Raw genomic sequence first — 19,581 nt, 5'->3', positions numbered from 1 at the left:
CGCCAATGGCCAATTCTGGCAAGGCGCGGTCCCCTTTACCACGGTCTCTTGGAGATCACGCTCCCGATGATCGCTCGCGTCCTCACAATGTTGCTCCTCGCCGGCACCTCGGCATCGCAAGCGGACTCCGCGGGGTCGGGCGTCGATTACCTCACCCAAATCAAACCACTGCTGCGCGAACGCTGTTTCGCCTGTCACGGGTCGCTTAAGAGAGAGGGAGGTCTGCGCGTCGACACCGTGGCCCTCCTGAAGGAGGGCGGCGACTCTGGTCCCTCGATCGTTCCCGGCAACGCCCCGGAAAGCTACTTGCTCGAACGCATCACCGCCGAGGACGGCGACTATCGGATGCCACCCGCGCATGAGGGAGAGGCGTTGGACGCAAAGCAGATCGCGCTGCTTCGGCGCTGGATCGACGCCGGTTCCCCCGCCCCGGCCAACGAGAAACCCGAGGCCGATCCCAAGGATCACTGGTCCTTTCAGCCGGTGGTTCGCCCAAAGGTTCCGGTGGCCCGCGACTCCACTTGGCCAAGAAACGAAATCGATCACTTCATCGCTCGCCAACATCGCCAGAAGGTTCTTGAGCCTCAAGCCGAAGCGAACCGGCTCGTTCTCTTGCGGCGGCTCTACCTCGATCTGCTCGGGGTTCCTCCGACCTGGGAAGAGATCTCCGCCGCGCAAGCGGACACCTCCGCCGACTGGTACGAGCGAACCGTCGATCGCCTGCTCGACGATCCCCGCCATGGCGAACGGTGGGCTCGACACTGGATGGACATCTGGCGATTCAGCGATTGGTGGGGACTAAGGCAGCAGTTGCGAAACAGCCAGAAGCACATGTGGCATTGGCGCGACTGGATCGTCGAATCATTGAACGACGACACTCCCTACGACGAGATGATTCGACAGATGCTCGCGGCGGACGAACTCTATCCCGACGATCTGGACAAACTCCGCGCCACCGGATTTCTGGCGCGAAACTTCAACTTGTTCAATCGCAATCAGTGGATGGAGGAAGTCGTCGAGCACGTCAGCAAGGGGTTTCTCGGACTGACGATGAACTGCGTGAAGTGCCACGACCACAAGTACGACCCGCTCGAGCAAGCCGACTTTTATCGCATGCGGGCGTTCTTCGAACCGTACCAGGTTCGGATGGATCTCGTCGCGGGAGAAGTCGACACCAACCGCGATGGTATCCCTCGCGTCTTCGATGGATGGCCCGACAAACAAACCTACCTCTTCGTTCGCGGCGAGGAGAGCAAGCCCGACACCACCATCGACATCCAACCCGGAATTCCCGAGTTCCTCTCGTTCGACGAACTCGAGATCGAACCGGTGTCGCTTCCCCTGGAAGCTTGGCAACCCCAACGTCGGCCCTGGATCGAGGAAACGTATCTCGCCGATGCGCAGCGAAAGCTCCGCTGGGCCACGAACACCCAGCAGGCATTGCAAGCCAAGCTCGACAACGTCGACGCCAGCGAACGGGACACTCCGAGAACGAAGGTGCTCCGGGCCGATCTCGTTCGGCGGCAGCGCCAACGAGACGTCGCCGAAGCGAAGCTGCACTCGCTACGAAAGACCCTGGCCGCGATGAAGGCCGAGTGGGAGATTGCCGGAGCGGATGTCGTTGAGAAGAAACGACTCTTGGCCGTGAAGGCCGAACGACACGTCGTTCTCGAGAAAGCGCGCGAAGCGGTCGCCACCGCCGAGTACAACCTGGCAAAGGCGAACGAGAAGGCCAAGACGACGGTCGAGAAGGAGGTCGTCAAGGCGAAAACGGCACTGAAGAAAGCCGAGGAAGCGGCCTCCAAGGAGGTCTCTCCGAAGGATCGCTACACGCCGATCGCCGGGGCGCGTTGGTCGGCGACACGCTTCAACCATACTGGCCGCGACGATGCGAGCATCGCATTTCTGCCCGAGAGCACCGGTCGCCGCAGCGCGCTGGCCAAGTGGATTGCCGATGCGCGCAATCCCCTGACCGCGCGAGTCGCGGTGAATCATCTGTGGACGCGACATCTCGATACGCCACTCGTGGCGGACGTCTTCGACTTCGGGCGCAAGGGAGCCGAGCCGACGCATCCGGATTTGCTCGACTGGCTGGCCGCCGAGTTCGTCGAAAGCGGCTGGAGCATGAAACACCTGCACCGGCTGATCGTCACGTCGGCGACCTACCGCATGGGCTCCTCGGTCGTTGGACGCGGGAGCAATCTCTCCAAGGATCCCGACAACAGGTCGTACTGGCACCGTTCGCCGATCCGCATCGAATCCCAAGTCGTCCGCGACTCGGTTCTCTCTCTTGCCGGCACGCTCGACTCCACCATCGGCGGGCCTTCGGTCCCGCCCAAGCAACAGAGTGCGTCGAGACGACGCTCCCTGTACTTTTTCCACTCGAACAACGAACGTTCGCTCTTCCTGACGACGTTCGACGACGCGGCTCCGGCGGAGTGCTACCGGCGTGAGGCGAGCATCGTCCCCCAACAGGCCCTCGCCCTGAGCAACAGCCGGTTGGTGCTGGACTCGGTCGCGAAGATCGCCTCACGGATCTCGGCGGAAACCGAGGATGAGGAAACGTTCATTCGCCGAGCGTTCACGCTGCTCCTCGGAATCGAGCCGGACGGCGACGAGATCGCCGCGAGCCGCCGAGCGATGCGGGCATGGCGGGGACTCGACGAGGGGTCGGAGGAGCGGACCCGCGCCAACTTCGTCTGGGCCCTGATCAATCACAACGACTTCGTGACCCTTCGATGATCGAGCGTAAGAGAGGTACTGCCACCATGGATAGGCGTAACCCGAGTAGCGCAAGCCGCCGCGCGTTTCTGGAGAACGCGGGGATGGGATTCGCCGGACTCGCGCTCGGAGCGATGCTGCACCGCGACGGCTACGCGAGCACCGGCATGTGGTCGCCCCCCACTGGGGAACCGCACTTCCCCGCGAAGGCCAAGAGCGTCATCTGGCTCTTCATGAATGGCGGCGTCAGTCACATGGAAAGCTTCGACCCCAAGCCGATGCTGACCAAGTACGGTGGCAAGACGATCGCGGAGAGCCCTTTCGCCCATACCCAGGATCCCGAAAAACTCGCGATCGAGCGTCTGGTCGCCGCCGACGGCAACGGCCTCCAGCGTAATAAGCTCTACCCGCTACAAGTCGGCTTCAAGCGACACGGTCAAAGCGGGATCGAGGTGAGCGACTGGTTTCCCAACATCGCCCACCACATCGACAAGCTCGCCATCGTCCGTTCGATGTGGACGACCGACAGCAATCACTTCGCCCAGACGCAGTTTCACTCCGGGCGACACCTCAACGACGGCTACTTTCCGACCCTTGGCGCCTGGGTCCACTACGGACTCGGCTCGCTCAACGACAACCTGCCGCAGTTCATCTCGATGGGCAAACGGGAGTACTGGAACAATCGCGACGGGCGCTATCTTGGCCCCGCCCACGACGCGGTGCCGCTCCGGGTCAACCCCGACAATCCCCTCGACTACAGCAAGCCCCAGGGATCCTTCTCCATGGAGGAGCAACGGATCGGCAAGGGGCTGCTCGATGATCTGAACGGACTCCGAGCACAGGACTATCCCGAGGACGCCAGTCTCGAGGCGCGGATCTCGTCCTACGAACTCGCCTTCCGCATGCAGACCTCGGTCCCCGAGGTCATTAACTTCACCAACGAATCCGAGGAAACCAAGTCGCTCTACGGACTCGAGCGCGAGGAGACCCGCGAGTTCGGGATGCAGTTGCTGGCCACTCGGCGATTCATTGAGAAGGGCGTTCGCTTCGTCCAGATTCAACATGGCGGCGGCGGGGCCGGCAAGTGGGACGCCCATTCGGGACTCAAGAAAAACCACACCGCCAACGCCCTCGCGGTGGACAAGCCGATCGCCGGCTTGCTCGAGGATCTCGAGCGGCGCGGACTCCTCGAGGAGACCTTGGTCGTCTTCGCCACCGAGTTCGGTCGAACCCCCGGTTCCCAAGGGGCCGATGGACGGGATCACCACATCTACGGCTTCACGGTGTGGATGGCCGGGGGCGGACTCAAACGCGGCGTCGTTCATGGCGCCACCGACGAGATCGGATTCCACGCCGTCGAGAATCGGCACTACGTGACCGACATTCACGCGACGATCCTCCATCAACTTGGGCTCGACTCGCGCAAGCTCGAACTGCCGAGTCGCAAGCGTCTGGAGATCGACCACGGAAAGCCGATCGAGGAGATCATCTCCTAGTCCCTGGAGGTCTGTTTCCGGGACCTCGTGTTCCATCCATTCACCTTGGTGCGATTGTTCATTGTCGAAGTCGGGATCACATCGCTGAGCATGTCTTTGTCCTTGTTGAAGGAAGTACCCATGAATCGCAATCGCGGTTTTACGCTCGTCGAGCTGCTGGTCGTCATCGCGATCATCGGCGTCTTGATCGGCCTCTTGTTGCCCGCCGTGCAACAAGCTCGGGAGGCGGCCCGGCGGATGCAGTGCACCAACAACCTCAAGCAGATCGGCGTGGCGGTCCACAACTACCACGCGACCAACGGCATGCTCCCGATCGGGACCATTGGACAGTTCAAGCACTCCTGGGCGCTCGCGCTTCTTACCGAGGTGGAACAACAAGGAATCGCCGAGAGACTCGACTGGAACAACGTGGGCAGCGCGTCGTGGGCCCCCGGATCGGGACTGCCCGATGGCCCCAACGGCGTCCTCATGGACGGCTACTCCCCCTCCTTTCTTTGGTGCCCCTCCTCCACCGTCGATCGATTGGCGTCACGAGTCAGCGATACCGGCTATGTCTTCACCTCCGCTTCCTACGTCGGTATCGCGGGGGCCACGACCTCGGCGACCAGTTCGACCGACCCGACCGGGCAAGGTCGCTGCGTCTCCGGCAGCCAGGGTTACTCATGCGCCAACGGAACGTTTGTCCCCTTCAAGGGAATCCGTCTGAGTGACGTGACCGACGGCTCGTCCAAGACGATCCTGGTCGGCGAGAACTCCGCTTGGGGATACACCGCGGGCGGCACCAAGACCGATATCCGTGGAAGCTCCGAGTGGGGCGTATGGGCGGGCTGCGGTCCGACGGTCCCCATTCCGAACACGAGTACGGGTTCCTACCGCTGGAACTCCAATGCCTATAGCCGCAACATCACGACGATCCGCTATCCCATCGGCATGAACACCGAACTGACCGGCTCCGGCGGCAATCATCGGGACGGCACCAACAATACCCTTCACTCCGAGCACACGGGAGGCGTCAACGCCCTCAACGCGGACGGCAGTGTCGAGTTCCTCTCCGACTCGATGGAGATGCAGGTCCTGCGCAACCGCGCGATACGGGACGACAATCAAATCACCGAATAGCCGCCATCGGGCAGGCCGTCGTGCTGATGGTCACCCGCTAGCCCGCCGCGACGGGCTCGAGGTCGAGGAGACATCTCGCGCTCGAGTCCGCTCGGTGGGTGGAGCATTCGAGTCGATCGCGACAACCACATCACGTGTTTCCATTCAACGAACACCAAATCCACAACGTTTCATTCTGGAGTGACCGTTCGTCATGGGTGCAATCAACTCTCGTTTCGGTCCGCATCGAGCGTATGCTCTCCTCCTGGCTGTTTCCTTCAACCTCACCGGATGCGAAGGGGACGGTCGCGTCTGCCAAGTCTCGGGGCGGGTCACCATCGATGGCGAGCCGGTTCCCGCGGGGTCGGTGCTGATGATGTCCGAAGATGGTCGCCGCACCTCGGCCGCCGAGCTCCAACCTGACGGCACCTATCGCGTCCGCTGTCAACCGGGTCACTTCATGGTGGCCCTCGTTCCTCCTCCCGGCCCCGATCCCTTCTCCGACACGGCTCCGGATGCGACCTCGACGCCACTTGAGGTGCCCATTCCCAGGAAGTACCAGGATGTCGGAACGAGTGGACTCGAGGTTCAGGTCCCTCAAGGCGAATCGACGTTCGACATCGACATTGACTCGACACTCGCGCGTTCGAAAAGAGAATAGCCGACGCTCGCGTGACGACGGCTGGCAAGCATCATCGTCCAAGGCCCGCCCATTTGTCGTCGACACACTCCGCCGCGCCGGAACTCTCCGACCGGCCACCGCGAGTCTCGCCTAGTCGTCCAGATGCCACCAACCTCCTCCCCGTCGCGACGAATTGCTTGCGGAACGTCCCTCGATGTGGCCAGATAGGGTGATGTCACGAGAAATGGAGGTGACCATGGACATCCAGAAGACGCATGTCGAAGCCGAACATGCCCACGATAGCCCGCTGATCAGTTGCCGGTTCTCTCCATCGGGGGAGGAAGTCGTTTTCGGGGCGGAAGACTTCCACGTCCATCGTTGGAACGCGAACGCGGACCGCAAAGTGTCGCTCAACACCGAGGCGTGGGTCCGCGCCCTCGCCTTCGCGGGAAAGGACGGTCCCCTCATCACCGGCGGCTACGACGGCCGACTGATGTGGTGGCCCGACCCCGCCGCATCCCCGAAACCGATCCGGACCATCGATGCGCACGAAGGATGGATTCGTGCGATTGCGATTTCTCCCGACGGCGCCCGGCTGGCCTCGGTGGGCAACGACCGCGCGATCAGGCTCTGGAAGGTGGCCGATGGCGCCCCGATCCACGAGTTCGAGGGAACCACCGTCGTCGAGGACAAGTCGATTGGCCACGAAAGCCACATCTACAACGTCGCCTTCCACCCCGGTGGAACATCGCTGGTGACCGGCGACCTGAAGGGCCAACTGATCGAATGGGATCTCAAGGCGCTTCGCCCGAAGCGTTCTTGGACTGCGGAATCGTTGAGCAAGTACGACAAGACCTTCCGAGCACAGATCGGCGGTTTTCGGGATCTCCTCTTCGATGCGAGTGGCTCGAAACTCTTTGGGAGCGGGATCACCAAGGTCACCAATGCCTTCGCCGGGGTTGGGAATCCCTCAGTCGTCGAGTTCAACTGGGATGATGGCAAGCAACTCAACGAGTACCTGACGAAACCAAAGCTGCAGGGAGTCGCTTGGCGAACCGTCCTGCATCCCGATGGTCCGATCATCGCGGCCCACGGTGGTAGCGGCGGCTCGCTGGTCTTCTGGAAGCCGGGTCAAACCGACTCGACGCATCAGGTCAAACTTCCCCAGAATGCCCGAGATCTCGATCTGCACCCAGATGGTAAGCGCCTCGCGGTCGCCTGTTCCGACAGCAAGCTCCGTCTCTGCCTAATGGAAGCCAAAGCCAACTGATTGCGTCTTCCGCGTCAGAAAAGAACCCTCGGCGCCGCAAGATGCATCGAGAAATCAATTGACGGGTCTTCGCCGTCCGCATAGCCTTGTGTTCAGCCTGCCGGTTACCCCGCCCTCCCGCTCGCGAATCCCTCATTCGCTCTAGGAAGGCCCACCATGAATGGTCGAAGCCGCTTTCTCTGGATGATCGTGACGTGTTGTGCGACAAGCACCACGCTAGTTTCGTCATCGTCGCGCGCCGACAAAACTCACTCCCTGCGCGAACGCATCGATCGACTTGTCGAATCGAGACGGATCGGCCCGGTCGCGGAACGATGTGACGACCCGACGTTCGCCCGCCGCGTCTACCTCGATCTTCTCGGCCGAATCCCCACGCTCGAGGAAACGAAGGAGTTTCTGAGCGATCCCGCCGCCGACAAGCGGGAGCGACTGGTCGATCGTTTGCTCGACAGTCCCGAGTGCGACCGGCATCTCGCGGTGCAGCTCGACTTGTTGCTGATGGAGCGACGAGGTGGAAAACACGTGAAGTCGAAGGACTTTCGCTCTTTCCTCCTCGAGTCACTGCGTGACGATCGGAGCTACCTCGACATCGTGCGAACGATCCTCGCCGCCGATGGCACCGACGAGAAAACGCGCGCCGCGGCCGCGTTCTACTTGGAGCGGGACGTCGAACCTCATGCGCTCACGCGCGACGTCGGACGCATCTTCTTCGGTGTCGACCTCCAGTGTGCCCAGTGCCACAACCATCCGCTTGTCGATGACTATCACCAATCCGACTATTACGGTCTCCACGCCTATTTCGTCCGGGCGAGCCTGTTTCGACCGAACCGAAAAAAACCGGCCGTGATCGCGGAACGGGCAACGGGCGAATCGGACTTTCGCTCCGTCTTCACCGATCGCACGGGACGGTCGGGTCCACGCTTCCCGGGAGGCTCCGAGAGCGCCGAGACCTCGCGACGACCGCAAGACCGCTACCGGGTCGAGCCCGCGAAGAACGTTCGCCCGATCCCACAGGTCAGTCGACTCAGTCAGTTGGCGGAGTCCCTCACCGCCGGCCCCTCCACGGAGTTCAATCGCACCGCCGCCAATCGCCTCTGGGCGATGCTCTTCGGACGTGGGCTCGTCGATCCGGTCGACCTGCATCATTCCCGGAACCCCGCATGTTATCCCAAGCTACTCGAGTTGATCGGTGCTGAGTTCGCGAACTCGGGCTATGACATCAAGGGGTTTCTGGGCGAGCTCGCCAAGTCCCGCGTCTATCAACGATCGTTTCAGATCCCGACGGCGCAGCCAAATCCGTCGTTGATCGCCAACGAACTCGAAGCGGCGAAGCGACGGGCGAAGGAACTATCGGAAAAGGCCGAGCAAGCGGACGCTGGCCTCGCGGCGCTGGTCGACAAGCTCGACGAAGCCCTCGCCGCCGCGGAGCCACTTCGCAAGTCGGAGCTCGAGAAGCTCAATCAAGCGGCCGACTCGCTCAAGAAGCGCGACGCGGCCAATGCCAAAGTGGCCTCACGCAAGAAGGAGTTCGACGGACAAGAGACGAAGGTCAAGCTCATCCAGGATGCCGTGACCACGACCAAGGCCGCTTCCGAAGCGATCAAGGATCCGGAGCTTTCGGCAGCCCTCTCCACCCTCCAGAAGAAAGCCGCGGACTTCGGCAAGCGCCTGGAGGAGATTAAGAAGGCTCGGGACAAGGAGCAAGCCGCGGCGGAGACCGCGGAATCGACCCTTCGTGCTCACACGCAAGAGGCCGACAAAGCCATCGCGGCGCGCAAGCCTCTCGAAGCGGCCATTCGCGCAGAGCGAGCCAAGTTGCTCGAGGCACGCGAGAAAGCCGCCGAATGGTGGACCAAGTCCACCAACGCTCAACGCGAAGTGCGTCTTCTTCAAGCGGTTGTCGACTTCGAGCAAGCTCGCGGTGAGATCGTCGCAAGCCAACGCGCGATCGCCGCGAGCGAAGCGCGGATCGTCAAGCAAGAGGCCGCGATGACCGCCGTACGAACGTCGCTGAACCCGCTTGAGGCGAAACGTCACGAAAGCCAAGCCGAGGTGGAGAAGCTGCGGAAGCAACACGATCGACTCTCGGCGGAGCATCGGGCGGCGAAGAAGCATCACCACGACCTTGCCGCGGCCATCGATCAAGTGGCTCACGTGCGCGAGAAGAACGGCGACCTCGAGCACCTCGCCGACGCGGTCCCTCTACTTCAGACTGGGCTCGCCAAGCTCACCGCGAACGTCGATCGGCGGACCAAAGCGCTTGCCGCCCACGAGAGGCTCTTGCGTGCTGCGTCGGCGACACTGCAGAAGCGTGAAGCCGCCTGGAAGCAAGCACGGCAACAGCTCGCCACGATGGAAGCCTCGGTCACCAAGGAGATAGACGCGCTCGCCCGGAAGCGAACGAGTCTGGCTTCCCAACAGTCGACCGCGGAGACTCATTGGAACGCGGTGATAGACCAGTCGGTTCGGCGATTCAATGCCTGCGACTCGACGCCCTTGACTCCCGAGCAGTTCGCCACCAGCATTCTGGTCGCGACCGGTCAGTACGACGTGCTACGCAAGGCCGCGATCACCAAGCTCGACAACGAGTCTCCGGCACCGGAGAAGCCGTCAGCGGGCCAACGCGACGAGCGAGACCGAAAACTTGAGAAGGCGGCTTCCGACGCGGTGGACTCCGCGATTTCGACGTTCGTTCGCCTCTATGGAGCCGAGCCGGGCCAGCTTCAGTCGCAGTTCTTCGCGACCGCCGAACAGTCGCTCTTTCTCTCCAACGGCACCGTGCTGCAAAGCTGGCTCGCTCCCACCGGCGACAACTTGACGGCGAGGTTACTCAATCAAAAGAGGAGCGAGGACGTGGCGACGGAACTCTACTTGAGTGTCCTCTCGCGTCCCGCGACCAAGGGCGAGGCCGAGGACGTTGGCCGCTATCTCGAAAGCCGTCCGGAGAAAGAACGAAGCGCGGCCATCCAAGAGTTGTGTTGGGGCCTGCTGACTTCTTCGGAGTTTCGCTTTCGGCATTGATACGCCGGCAAGTTCAACGCTTCGGATGCCTCAGTCGGCTAGACGGCGAGCGAGAGGCGTTCGGTTGCCGAGGCCGCTCGTACGGAGCGGGTTGGCCATGGACCACGACCTGTTGTCGGGAGATAGGTGCTCATGAAGAGACAAGCGAACTGCGGATCGGCCGCGCACGAGATCGCCAGACGACACTTCCTTGGACTACTGGGCGCGGGAACGGCCGGCTTGGGACTGCTCGGGGCCAACCGGGTGCTTGGTGGCCTGAAGGAGCAAAACCGACGCGTTCTGGTCGTCTTCTTGCATGGCGGCGTCAGCCAGTTGGAAACATGGGATCCCAAGCCGATGACCAAGACCGGCGGCCCCTTCCGAGCGATTCCGACCAAGGTGCCCGGCATCCACATTTCAGAACTTCTTCCGAAGACCGCCCAGCACATGGACAAGCTCGCCCTGATTCGGGGTCTCAACACACACAACAACGATCACAGCAAGGGCTACTATCAGATGAGGCACGGCCGCGACCGCATGCCGGGACTCGACTTCCCTCACCTCGGCGCCGTGACCGCTCGCGGCCTGGAACGCCCCCAAAGCCCACTGCCAGGCTTCATCCGCGTCCCGAGTGGCGGGCGAGGCAGTGACGCCGCCTACCTCGGCCCACGCTATGGCAGCATCGGCGTCAACGGGAAGCCGCCGGTCAATTCGAGCCGCCCCGCCACGTTGACCGAGGCCGCCGACCTGGCGAGACGCGAGTTTCGTCGTCGCGCCGACGAACGATTCGCCCGCAACCGCCACTCCGGCCCATTCGCCACCGATTCGGGCAAAGCGGAGACGGGGATCTACGCCGAAAGCTACGATCAGGCGCTGCGGCTGATGGCCAAGCGGGATGTGTTCGATCTATCCCACGAACCACAGCGTGATCACGAGCGTTACGGCAAGCATGACTTCGGGCAACACTGTCTACTCGCGCGTCGATTGCTCGAGAACGACGTCCCGTTCGTCGAAGTCACCCATCGCAACTACGACACGCACAACGAGAACTTCAGCTTCCATCTCGAACAATTGGGAGAGTTCGACACGCCCTTCTCTTGCCTCGTGCAGGATCTCCACGAACGTGGTCTGCTCGAGTCGACGCTGGTGGTGGTGATGTCGGAGTTCGGACGAACGCCGAAGATCAACGTCCGCTACGGTCGCGATCACTGGGGAAAGTCCTGGTCGATCTGCCTAGGCGGCGCGGGCATCGCGCCGGGGACGGTCGTCGGGAAGACGAACGAGACGGGGATGGAAGTGGTCGATCGGGAAGTCGATCACGGCGAACTCTTCCACACCTATCTTCAAGCGGTCGGTCTCGACTCGCATTCGTCGTTCACGATCGGCGGTCGCGATTTTCCGCTTGCCGATCCCGCCAAGAGCCCCATCAAGGAAGTCCTGAGTTGAGTCATCCCTGAATTCGCGAAAGCGCGTCGGGTCAGGCGAAGATTTCCGTGGCGACCTTGCCTCCTTCGGGCCCCGTCAAGCGGTGCTGACGGCCGGCGTAGTAGTAAGTCAGGTCGTTGGGCGGAAGTCCCAGGAGGTCGAGAATCGTCGCGTGCAGATCGCGGAAGTGAATCTTCCCCTCGACGGCGCGGGCACCGGTCTCGTTAGTCTTGCCGTGGACGTGACCTCCCTTGACGCCGCCGCCGGCAAGCCAGAAGGTGAAACCGCGAGCGTTGTGCCCCGTCTCGTTCTTGCCGTTCTCCGGCGTGAGCCCTGGCCGTCCAAACTCGCCTCCCCAGACAACCAGCGTGTCCTTTAGCAAATCGCGGTCCTTCAGATCGTCGAGCAGCGCGGCGATCGGTGCGTCGGTCGCTCGGCAATTCGCCTCCAAGTCCCGGCGGTGATTCTTGTGCTGATCCCAGCTACCGTGGTTGAGTTCGATGAAACGCACACCCGCCTCGGCGAATCGTCGAGCCAAGAGGCACTGGCGACCAAAGTCTGTTGGCTTACAGGTGCCAATCTGCTTCTTGAACTGGCCGACCCGGTAGCGTTCGAGCGTCGCCTCCGACTCGGTGCTGATGTCGAGCAGTTCGGGGGCGGCGGTCTGCATCCGATAGCCAAGCTCCATCGACTCGATGACACTCTCGAGTCGGTCCTCGGTGGCGCGCTGGGCCAGATGGCCGCGGTTCATCATCTGCACGAAATCGAGTTGCCGCCGTTTGGCCCGAAGCGAGAGATGCTCGCTGGAGACATTGCGGATCGTCGCGTTTGACATGTCCTCGCCGTTGACCCCGATCGGCGTGCCGTTGTGGATCGAGGGGAGAAAGGCGCTCGAGTAGATCGTGCTCTTGGAAGTGTTTAGACTGATGAACCCAGGGAGGTTCTCGTTTTCCGAGCCCAGTCCGTAGTTGATCCACGAACCGAGGCTCGGACGTTCCCGTAGTCGCTCGCCGGTGTGCAGTTGCAAAAAGGACTGAGCGTGAATCCCGGTGTCGGCATGCATGCCGTTGAGCATGCAAAGCTGATCGGCATGCCGAGAGAGTTCCGGAAAGAGTTCGGAGATCCAGAGGCCGCTCTCGCCGCGCTGTTGGAACTTGTAGACCGATCCCGGATGCTTCTTCTTTAGGGTTTGGGGCTTGTAGTCGAAGGTGTCGAGATGAGCCGGACCACCACTCATGCAAAGAAAGATGACACGCTTGGCCCTTGCTCGCGTTTGAGGCGTTCCCGTCCCCGGCGCGACTTTCCCCGACCCCTCCGCGAGCGCCGCTTGCCCCCGGAGAGCCTGGAGCGCCAGGTACCCGAAGCCACAGGATGTCGACCGAAGCATGGCGCGTCGTGAATAGTTCATCATCCCATCCTCTCGTGGACGTTCATTGCCTTCTGGAGGTCACTGACATTCGGTCGTTGCTGGTGTCAGCTCAGTCGACGTAGCGAAATTCGTTCGTGGTCAGCATCGCTTGCGCCAACGCTTCCCAAGCCTTCTCGGTTCCCTTGTCTCCAAACTCCCCCGCGGCCGCGTTCACCATCGCGATCGCTCCACGAAGCTCCGCTGGAGCCGGATCGCGGCAAAGTGTTCGCCGAAAGAGCATCCGGACACGGGCATCATCGCTCTTGGCATGGGAGGTCGCCAGTTGGGCGAGGTGGCGCGCCTGCTCGATGACGAAGGGGCTGTTGTAGAGATGGAGCGATTGCCCCGGCACGGTGCTGACATCACGCTGGGCGACCGTCGTCACGAAGCTGGGCAGATCGAAGGGAGCGAGTTCCGGTGGGGCCGAGTCACGTAGGTAGCAGAGATAAACGCTGCGGTGCCGACTCGGCAAATGCAGGTTGCCCGCCCGATTGACCAGGATGTCCCGATGCCGAATGATCGAACCGTCGGCCGGCGTCGGATCGAGCTGCCCACTGGCGGCGAGCATGCTGTCGCGCAGCGACTCCGCGTCGAGTCGACGTAGGGAATGCCTGGCCCAAAGGAGGTTCTCGGCGTCCGCCTCGACCAACTCCGCCGAGGCGCGGCTGGAGAGCTGGTAGGTCCGGCTGAGCACGATCGTCCGAATCAATCGCTTGAGCGACCACCCGTTGTCGACGAAACGACTCGCGAGGTGATCGAGCAACTGGGGATGAGTCGGCTGCTCGCCGTAGACACCGAAGTCGTTCGGCGTGCGCACCAGGCCCTCCCCAAAGAGGTGCATCCAAACCCGGTTGACCATCACTCGCGCGGTCAAGGGATGCGACGCGCTCGTCAGCCATTGAGCCAACTGAAGCCGTCCACTCTGTTTGGGATCGACGCCGATCGGCGCGGCCACGGAGGACTCGACCTCGCAGGCGGTCAGGAAGCCTCGCGGAACGGCGTTGCCCAGCTTCTTCGCGTCCCCCTTGATGTTGATCTTGCAATCGGCCGGCATGTCCCGATCGCGAAGCCCCATCGCCAGTGGGGTTCCCGCCGGCCATTTCGACTTGGGAACCGCTTTCGGTTTGCCCGTGTTCGAGTCCAACACGACCACCGTCTCGACAAAGTCCTTCGGGGGGAGGACCTTGGGAGCGGCCTCGAGCACGTGTAGATCGGTCGGAGGAGCGGTGAGTTTCTCATTCGCCGCCACGCCCCACATCGTCTCGCTACTCGTGAAGTTCCCGGCGAGCGCGTAGTAATCCTGCGTCGAGATCGGATCGAACTTGTGATCGTGACAGCGAGCACAAGCGACACTCAATCCCATGACTCCTTGGCCGATGACGTCGATCTGATCGGCGACGACATCCATGGCGAAGTTGTTGTTCATCGCCTTGGCCGGCTTGGAGCCGATGGCGAGAAACCCGGTGGCGACGAGATAGCGATCGCGCTGGGTGGGCGAGTCACTGGGCAACAAATCACCGGCGATCTGCTCGGCCAGGAACTGGTCATAGGGTCGATCATCATTCAGAGCGTCGATGACGTAGTCGCGATAGCGCCAGGCGTGGGGGAAGGTCGGGTTCCGCCCGAGGCCGTCGTTGCCGTTCGACTCTCCGTAGCGAGCGACGTCGAGCCAGTGACGCCCCCAACGTTCGCCAAACTGCGGTCTCGCCAGCAACGCGTCGACGAGATCCTCGACGGCGAGCCCTCCCCTCTGGCGGTAGTCTCGTTCGAACTCATCGACCTCCCTTATGGAGGGCGGAAGCCCCGTCAAGTCGACGTGCAGGCGCCGAGCGAGGATTCGAGGTTCGGCGTCGTGAGTCGGTCGCAACCTTTTTGATTCGATGCGGGCGAGCACGAACTGATCGAGGGGATCCGACGGCCAGCGACGATCTCTCACCTCGGGTACTTCGGGGTTCTCAACGGGTTGAAGCGACCAAAGATCCGTCGACGGCGCCTTTGGTCTTTCGACTTTCGCTGGCTTCGCGAACCGAGGATCGGGAGCTCCACGGCGAATCCAACTCACAAAGTCATTGATGACCGACTCGGAAAGCGGTTCGTCGGGAGGCATCTCGATGCCGTCGTAGCGGAGTGCCTGAACGATGAGGCTGGTGTCGGGATTGCCATCGACGACCGCGGGTCCCGACTCGCCACCATCGCGCATGCCTTGGCGTGTGTCGAGTCGCAGCCTACCCCCCAACTCCTCGGCATCGGCCGCATGGCACTCGTAACAGTGCTTGACCAACACTGGTCGAATTTTCTTCTCGAAGAACTCGATGTCCTTTCGAAAGGGCTTCTTGCCATAGGCGGACGCCGGGCACAGAGCGGTCGCGATGATCAGCGAGCAAGAACCTAGGAGGGCGACTCGACTCACGGCGGGTTCCTCGTTGGCGGGCGGAATTGGCAGGCGTCTTGGAGGTTAGCCGATGTCTCAGTCCGGTGCAACCACGTGACATCACAAAATCGAGCGATCGGACGAATTAGTGATCAGGCAGCACCCAGAACGCTGCTCATCCCTACCAAAGTCTCGATCTCTCCTGCATGGCGAAGGTGCTGCTGATGATATCGGCGTCACTATTGATGAGATCGGGAAACCGGATGCCCTCCAGAACCTCGACGGCGAAGATCGCGGTGACGGAGTCCACAATCTCGATGGGGCTCGTCGTCGACTTCAGCATCCACTAACTCGGCCGGTTCCGTCAGGAGCGCGAAGCGGGAGCGAGCTTTGACGAAGCCCTCGCGCTGACGCATCAGAGCACCGGCAAGGCGATGGTCTTCGCCAACCTCGCCCTGATGATCGGCTTCAGCATTCTCTCCTTCTCGTCCTTCGTTCCAACCGCTCAGTTTGGCGCTCTGGTGAGCATCGCGATTCTCGGAGGCCTCTTGGGCAATCTCTTCTTCCTTCCGGTCCTCCTCCGCGTTCTCGTCGGCCGAGCGTAAGACGATCGCATCGTGTCAGGGTGGCCCAGATTGCTCGCCAATCTGGGTGGCGCAGCCACAAGAGACCCTTGGCAAGCTGTCGCCCTTTCAGGGCTCGGAATCATGGGAGGACGTCTACCTGGCACTGACGTACCAGGCTACGTGCTGGCGCCGCTTCGCGGCTGAAGAGGTCGCCCCGTCCAACGACGGCGGGAATGGTGATCGCAGAGCGTTTGTCTTACGACCGGCCCCCGGTCCGAATTCCTTAGTCGCGAAGCGACGCCAGCACGTAGCCTGGTGGCGTAAGCCCCAGGAAACAATTGCACCAACGATTGCCAAGCAGCGGTCGCTTCGAAAGCACTTCATTCCCACTGATCGCCTGTCTCCCTCGTATCAGTCATTGACAAGACGCGCTTTCCGAGACTAACGAAGTAAACCTGGGACTGTACCGATGGCTACTGTCGCCCTGCAAACGGACCAACGCCGCATCCAATTGCGGACGCCGTTGGCGAACGGTTCACTGGCCGTCCATCGGTTTCGTGGCCGGGAGGCGATTTCGGATCTCTTCCAGTTCAACGTGGAACTCCTCGCGCCCAACGACGTGAGCATCCCCTTCGAGAAACTGCTCGGCCAATCGGCCACCCTGACCATCGATCTTCCGGGCCAGACGACGCGACACCTCAATGGCATCGTCGCCCAACTCACCCGAGGTCGTTCGACCGACGTCGTGACGAGCTATCAAGCCGTGCTCGTGCCCAAACTGTGGCTCCTCACCAAGGATCGCCGTAGCCGTGTCTTCCAGCAGAAGACCGTGGTCGATATCGTCCAGCGATTGCTGAAGCAGGCCGGCATCGACGTCGAGTCGCGTCTGCTCGACACCTACCCGACGCAAAGTGATCGCGTCCAGTACCGCGAGTCGACCTTCAGCTTCCTCCAGCGAATTCTGCAAGAGAGTGGCATCTACTACGGCTGGGCCCACGACGAGAACTCCCATCGGCTCGTCCTCTACGACCAGATGGTTCAAGTCCCCAACATCACGGAGGATGCGTGGGAGTACTCGCCTCACTCCGGCGGGAATCGAGCGACCGGCACCATTCGATCGTGGCGGGTCAATCGAGTGGTCACGGCGGGAAAGGTCAGCTTGCAAGACCTCTCCTTCCAGCTTCGCGACCAACTCGTCGGGGCCGCCCAGCCCTTGCTCGAACACTTCCTTCTAGGCGACGAAAGTCAGAAAGTCGTCTCCGGCACCAACCGCGATATCAAAGTCGACGAGCACGGGGTTAACTTCGCGCACTGGTTCGATGAGATCGGCTCAATGGGGGAGGAACAGCGCCAACAACTTCAAGAGGTCTTTGTCGAGGGCAAGCGGCTGACGAGTCTCTTGGTCCAGCGCAACGCTTCCCAGAGCATCGCGATCGATGGGACCAGCGATATCGGCCTGCTTACGCCTGGACGCGTGCTCAAGACGAGACGTACTCCCCAGGGCGAGGGATCGTTCCTGCTGAAGCAAGTCGTTCACGACGCCTATCAACCCGTGCTCGTCGAGGAGGACGACCAGCCCGACTTCTACCGCAACGAGTTCCAGGCCCAGCCGACGAGTGTGCCTTTTCGGCCCCAAGTCACGATCGCTCGACCGAACGCCGGCCCGGAAGCCGCCACCGTGGTCGGGCCACGGCAGGGGTATCCCCACGTCGACAAGTACGGACGGGTGCGGGTGCAGTTCTCTTGGAGCGACGACGCCGACGACAACGAGTCGTGCTGGTTGCGGGTCGGGCATGCGTGGGCGGGGAGCAAACGCGGCCACGTCCACCTGCCACGCGTCGGCGACGAAGTGGTCGTCAACTTCTACCAACACGACCCCGAACGACCCTACGTCGAACACTCGATGCACAACGCGAAGAACTCCCATCCGCAGAACTTGCCGGATGAGAGCCATCAGACGGTCTACCGCTCCGCGGGGTTGGTGAACGAGAGCGAGTCGACGAGCATCACCTCCGACGATCTCGCCAGTCACCTGAAACTCTCGTCGTCCAACGACATGAGCCAGTCGGGAGGTCACAACGCCTATGACAACACGGGTGGTTCCGCTCAGTCGAACATCAGCCAGCACCACGGTCGATATCTCGGTGGGAGCATCTTCGAGGAGGTCAACCCCGACGTCTCGCAGTCGCGAAAGAACACGGCCGACCGCAACGCCTCCACGTCGACCGATGTCTATCAAAGCGTCCAACAACGAGTCAGCCAGTCGACCGACGCGCAAAGCACGAGCGGCCTCTTGGGTAGCAGTTCGGCGACAAGTTCGACGGACTCGTCATCGACTGGTTCAACCTCGACCGAGTCGAGTTCCTCCGACGCATCGACCTCGTCAACGAGTTCGGTCTCGGGAGTGGTGGGCGATCTCCTCGCCTCCAGTTCGACGTCGGAATCCAGCTATTCGAGCGATATGGAGATGGTGCTCGGCATGCATGAGTACGGCACCATCGGCGTTTCCGAGGACTTCACCTACGGGGTCCAGAACATCACGACCTTCAACCTCGTCGGGCTACTCTTCATCAATGCCGCGAGTGCGGTCGCCGTCGGAGTGGCGGACGACGTGGTCGCCGACGAAGTCGATGACATCGCCAGCGACTTCGATAATGACAACCGCATCAACCTGACCGGGCACTACGACAACGCGTTCAGGCTTACCTACAAGACGACCGAATACTTCGAATACAGCCAAGCCCTCGGCAACGTCATCAACCACGTCGGCGCCAACCTACCCGACAACATCGCCGAGGAAGGCTCGGAGGTCGGATCGGATGTCGCCTCGGACGTCGACCTCGAGGACGACTCCATCGCGGAGGCTTGGACATCGGTGCTCGACTCGGCGTTGTCCTTCTTCCTCTTCGCCCCCGTCCAGGGCCGGTGCCGTTCGACATTCGCGACCTCGTCCCATTTCGTTTACGGCCCCTCGTTCAACTTCCACCACGGACCGAAGGTCAACTACAACGCCGGATCCGGTTTGGTCTACTCCAGCACGAATGCTCTCTCCACGGCGTCGGCGGTCTGCGCGATTCTCTTTCTCGTCTTCTCGGTGCTTCAGCGCGTCGCCAACTATTGGATCGACCACAGCTCCGGCGGCGGCTACTCCTCGTTGGATGCCGAGAAAATCCTCCTGATCGAAACGGGAAGGCTGCTGCTTCAGAACATCTGGTACTCCCTGGAACTGACCACCTACTACTCCGTCGCCCTCAATAGTCAGGCGAGCAGTTTTGTCACCGGCTTCGCGAACGCGATCACCTGTGTCTTCTGGAAGCTTCCCTATGCGTTTCTCGTCACCAAGCTCCAGCAAGCCACGAGCAGCGTAACGGAATTCATGCTCTTCCTTCTCACGCTGTTACTCGGAATCGGAGCACTCTTCATCGTCCTTGTCGTCATCTTTTTCATCTACGCAATGGCGAATGGTGGGAGCGTGTCCATCAAGTTCTGAGGCGGCTCGACTCGATGTCGCCAACGACTCTGCTCCAACTCTCCTCAAGTCGGACGACCGCGCAACGACACGTCACGGTTTGACATGCGCATGACAGCCATTGTTCCTGTCCCC

11 protein-coding genes and 1 pseudogene are annotated in these 19,581 nt (G+C 61.7%); 9 read left to right on the top strand and 3 right to left on the bottom strand.

The features are described 5' to 3' along the window. Positions 1-66 precede the first annotated feature (66 nt). The 7 genes from Pan216_RS05180 (at position 67) to Pan216_RS05150 (ending at position 11,653) form a co-directional block, all read left to right on the top strand. Positions 67-2,742: a DUF1553 domain-containing protein gene (locus Pan216_RS05180; RefSeq protein ID WP_419193278.1), complete on the top strand. Its 2,676-nt coding sequence runs from the start codon at positions 67-69 to the stop codon at positions 2,740-2,742. A gap of 26 nt (positions 2,743-2,768) precedes the next feature. Beyond that, positions 2,769-4,217 (top strand): DUF1501 domain-containing protein, encoded by a 1,449-nt coding sequence (locus Pan216_RS05175; RefSeq protein WP_145255778.1) that lies wholly within the window; start codon positions 2,769-2,771, stop codon positions 4,215-4,217. Positions 4,218-4,337: 120 nt separating this feature from the next. Beyond that, the gene (locus Pan216_RS05170) at positions 4,338-5,336 is read left to right on the top strand and encodes a DUF1559 domain-containing protein (RefSeq protein WP_145255775.1); all 999 of its coding nucleotides are present in this window, start codon (positions 4,338-4,340) and stop codon (positions 5,334-5,336) included. Between the two features lie 193 nt (positions 5,337-5,529). Continuing rightward, positions 5,530-5,976, top strand: a complete 447-nt coding sequence (locus Pan216_RS05165; protein ID WP_145255773.1) for a hypothetical protein — start codon at positions 5,530-5,532, stop codon at positions 5,974-5,976. Positions 5,977-6,193: 217 nt separating this feature from the next. Next, the gene (locus Pan216_RS05160; protein WP_419193277.1) at positions 6,194-7,207 is read left to right on the top strand and encodes a WD40 repeat domain-containing protein; all 1,014 of its coding nucleotides are present in this window, start codon (positions 6,194-6,196) and stop codon (positions 7,205-7,207) included. 156 nt (positions 7,208-7,363) lie between these two features. Then, positions 7,364-10,228 carry a DUF1549 domain-containing protein gene (locus tag Pan216_RS05155; RefSeq protein ID WP_145255767.1) on the top strand — a complete coding sequence of 955 codons (2,865 nt, stop codon included), beginning with the start codon at positions 7,364-7,366 and terminating at the stop codon, positions 10,226-10,228. 132 nt (positions 10,229-10,360) lie between these two features. Continuing rightward, positions 10,361-11,653, top strand: coding sequence for a DUF1501 domain-containing protein (locus Pan216_RS05150; protein ID WP_145255763.1), 1,293 nt, complete (start codon positions 10,361-10,363; stop codon positions 11,651-11,653). A 31-nt stretch (positions 11,654-11,684) separates the two neighbouring features. Here Pan216_RS05150 and Pan216_RS05145 read toward each other — a convergent pair whose 3' ends face one another. From Pan216_RS05145 to Pan216_RS28065, 3 genes are all read right to left on the bottom strand, one after another. Further along, positions 11,685-13,043, bottom strand: a complete 1,359-nt coding sequence (locus Pan216_RS05145) for a DUF1501 domain-containing protein (protein ID WP_145255760.1) — start codon at positions 13,041-13,043, stop codon at positions 11,685-11,687. A 67-nt stretch (positions 13,044-13,110) separates the two neighbouring features. After that, positions 13,111-15,450, bottom strand: coding sequence for a PSD1 and planctomycete cytochrome C domain-containing protein (locus tag Pan216_RS05140; protein WP_145255757.1), 2,340 nt, complete (start codon positions 15,448-15,450; stop codon positions 13,111-13,113). Positions 15,451-15,592: 142 nt separating this feature from the next. After that, positions 15,593-15,754, bottom strand: a complete 162-nt coding sequence (locus Pan216_RS28065) for a hypothetical protein (protein WP_419193276.1) — start codon at positions 15,752-15,754, stop codon at positions 15,593-15,595. A gap of 22 nt (positions 15,755-15,776) precedes the next feature. On the opposite strand from Pan216_RS28065, the pseudogene Pan216_RS05135 reads away from it, so the two are divergent. After that, a pseudogene (locus Pan216_RS05135) lies at positions 15,777-16,016 on the top strand (MMPL family transporter); the annotation flags it as partial. Positions 16,017-16,446: 430 nt separating this feature from the next. Beyond that, the gene (locus Pan216_RS05130; RefSeq protein ID WP_145255751.1) at positions 16,447-19,467 is read left to right on the top strand and encodes a type VI secretion system Vgr family protein; all 3,021 of its coding nucleotides are present in this window, start codon (positions 16,447-16,449) and stop codon (positions 19,465-19,467) included. Positions 19,468-19,581: the final 114 nt, after the last annotated feature.

This window comes from Kolteria novifilia (genome assembly GCA_007748055.1).
GTDB lineage: Bacteria > Planctomycetota > Planctomycetia > Kolteriales > Kolteriaceae > Kolteria > Kolteria novifilia.
The sequence above is the reverse complement of the archived record's forward strand: the minus strand, read 5'-3'. Positions and strand labels throughout refer to the sequence as shown.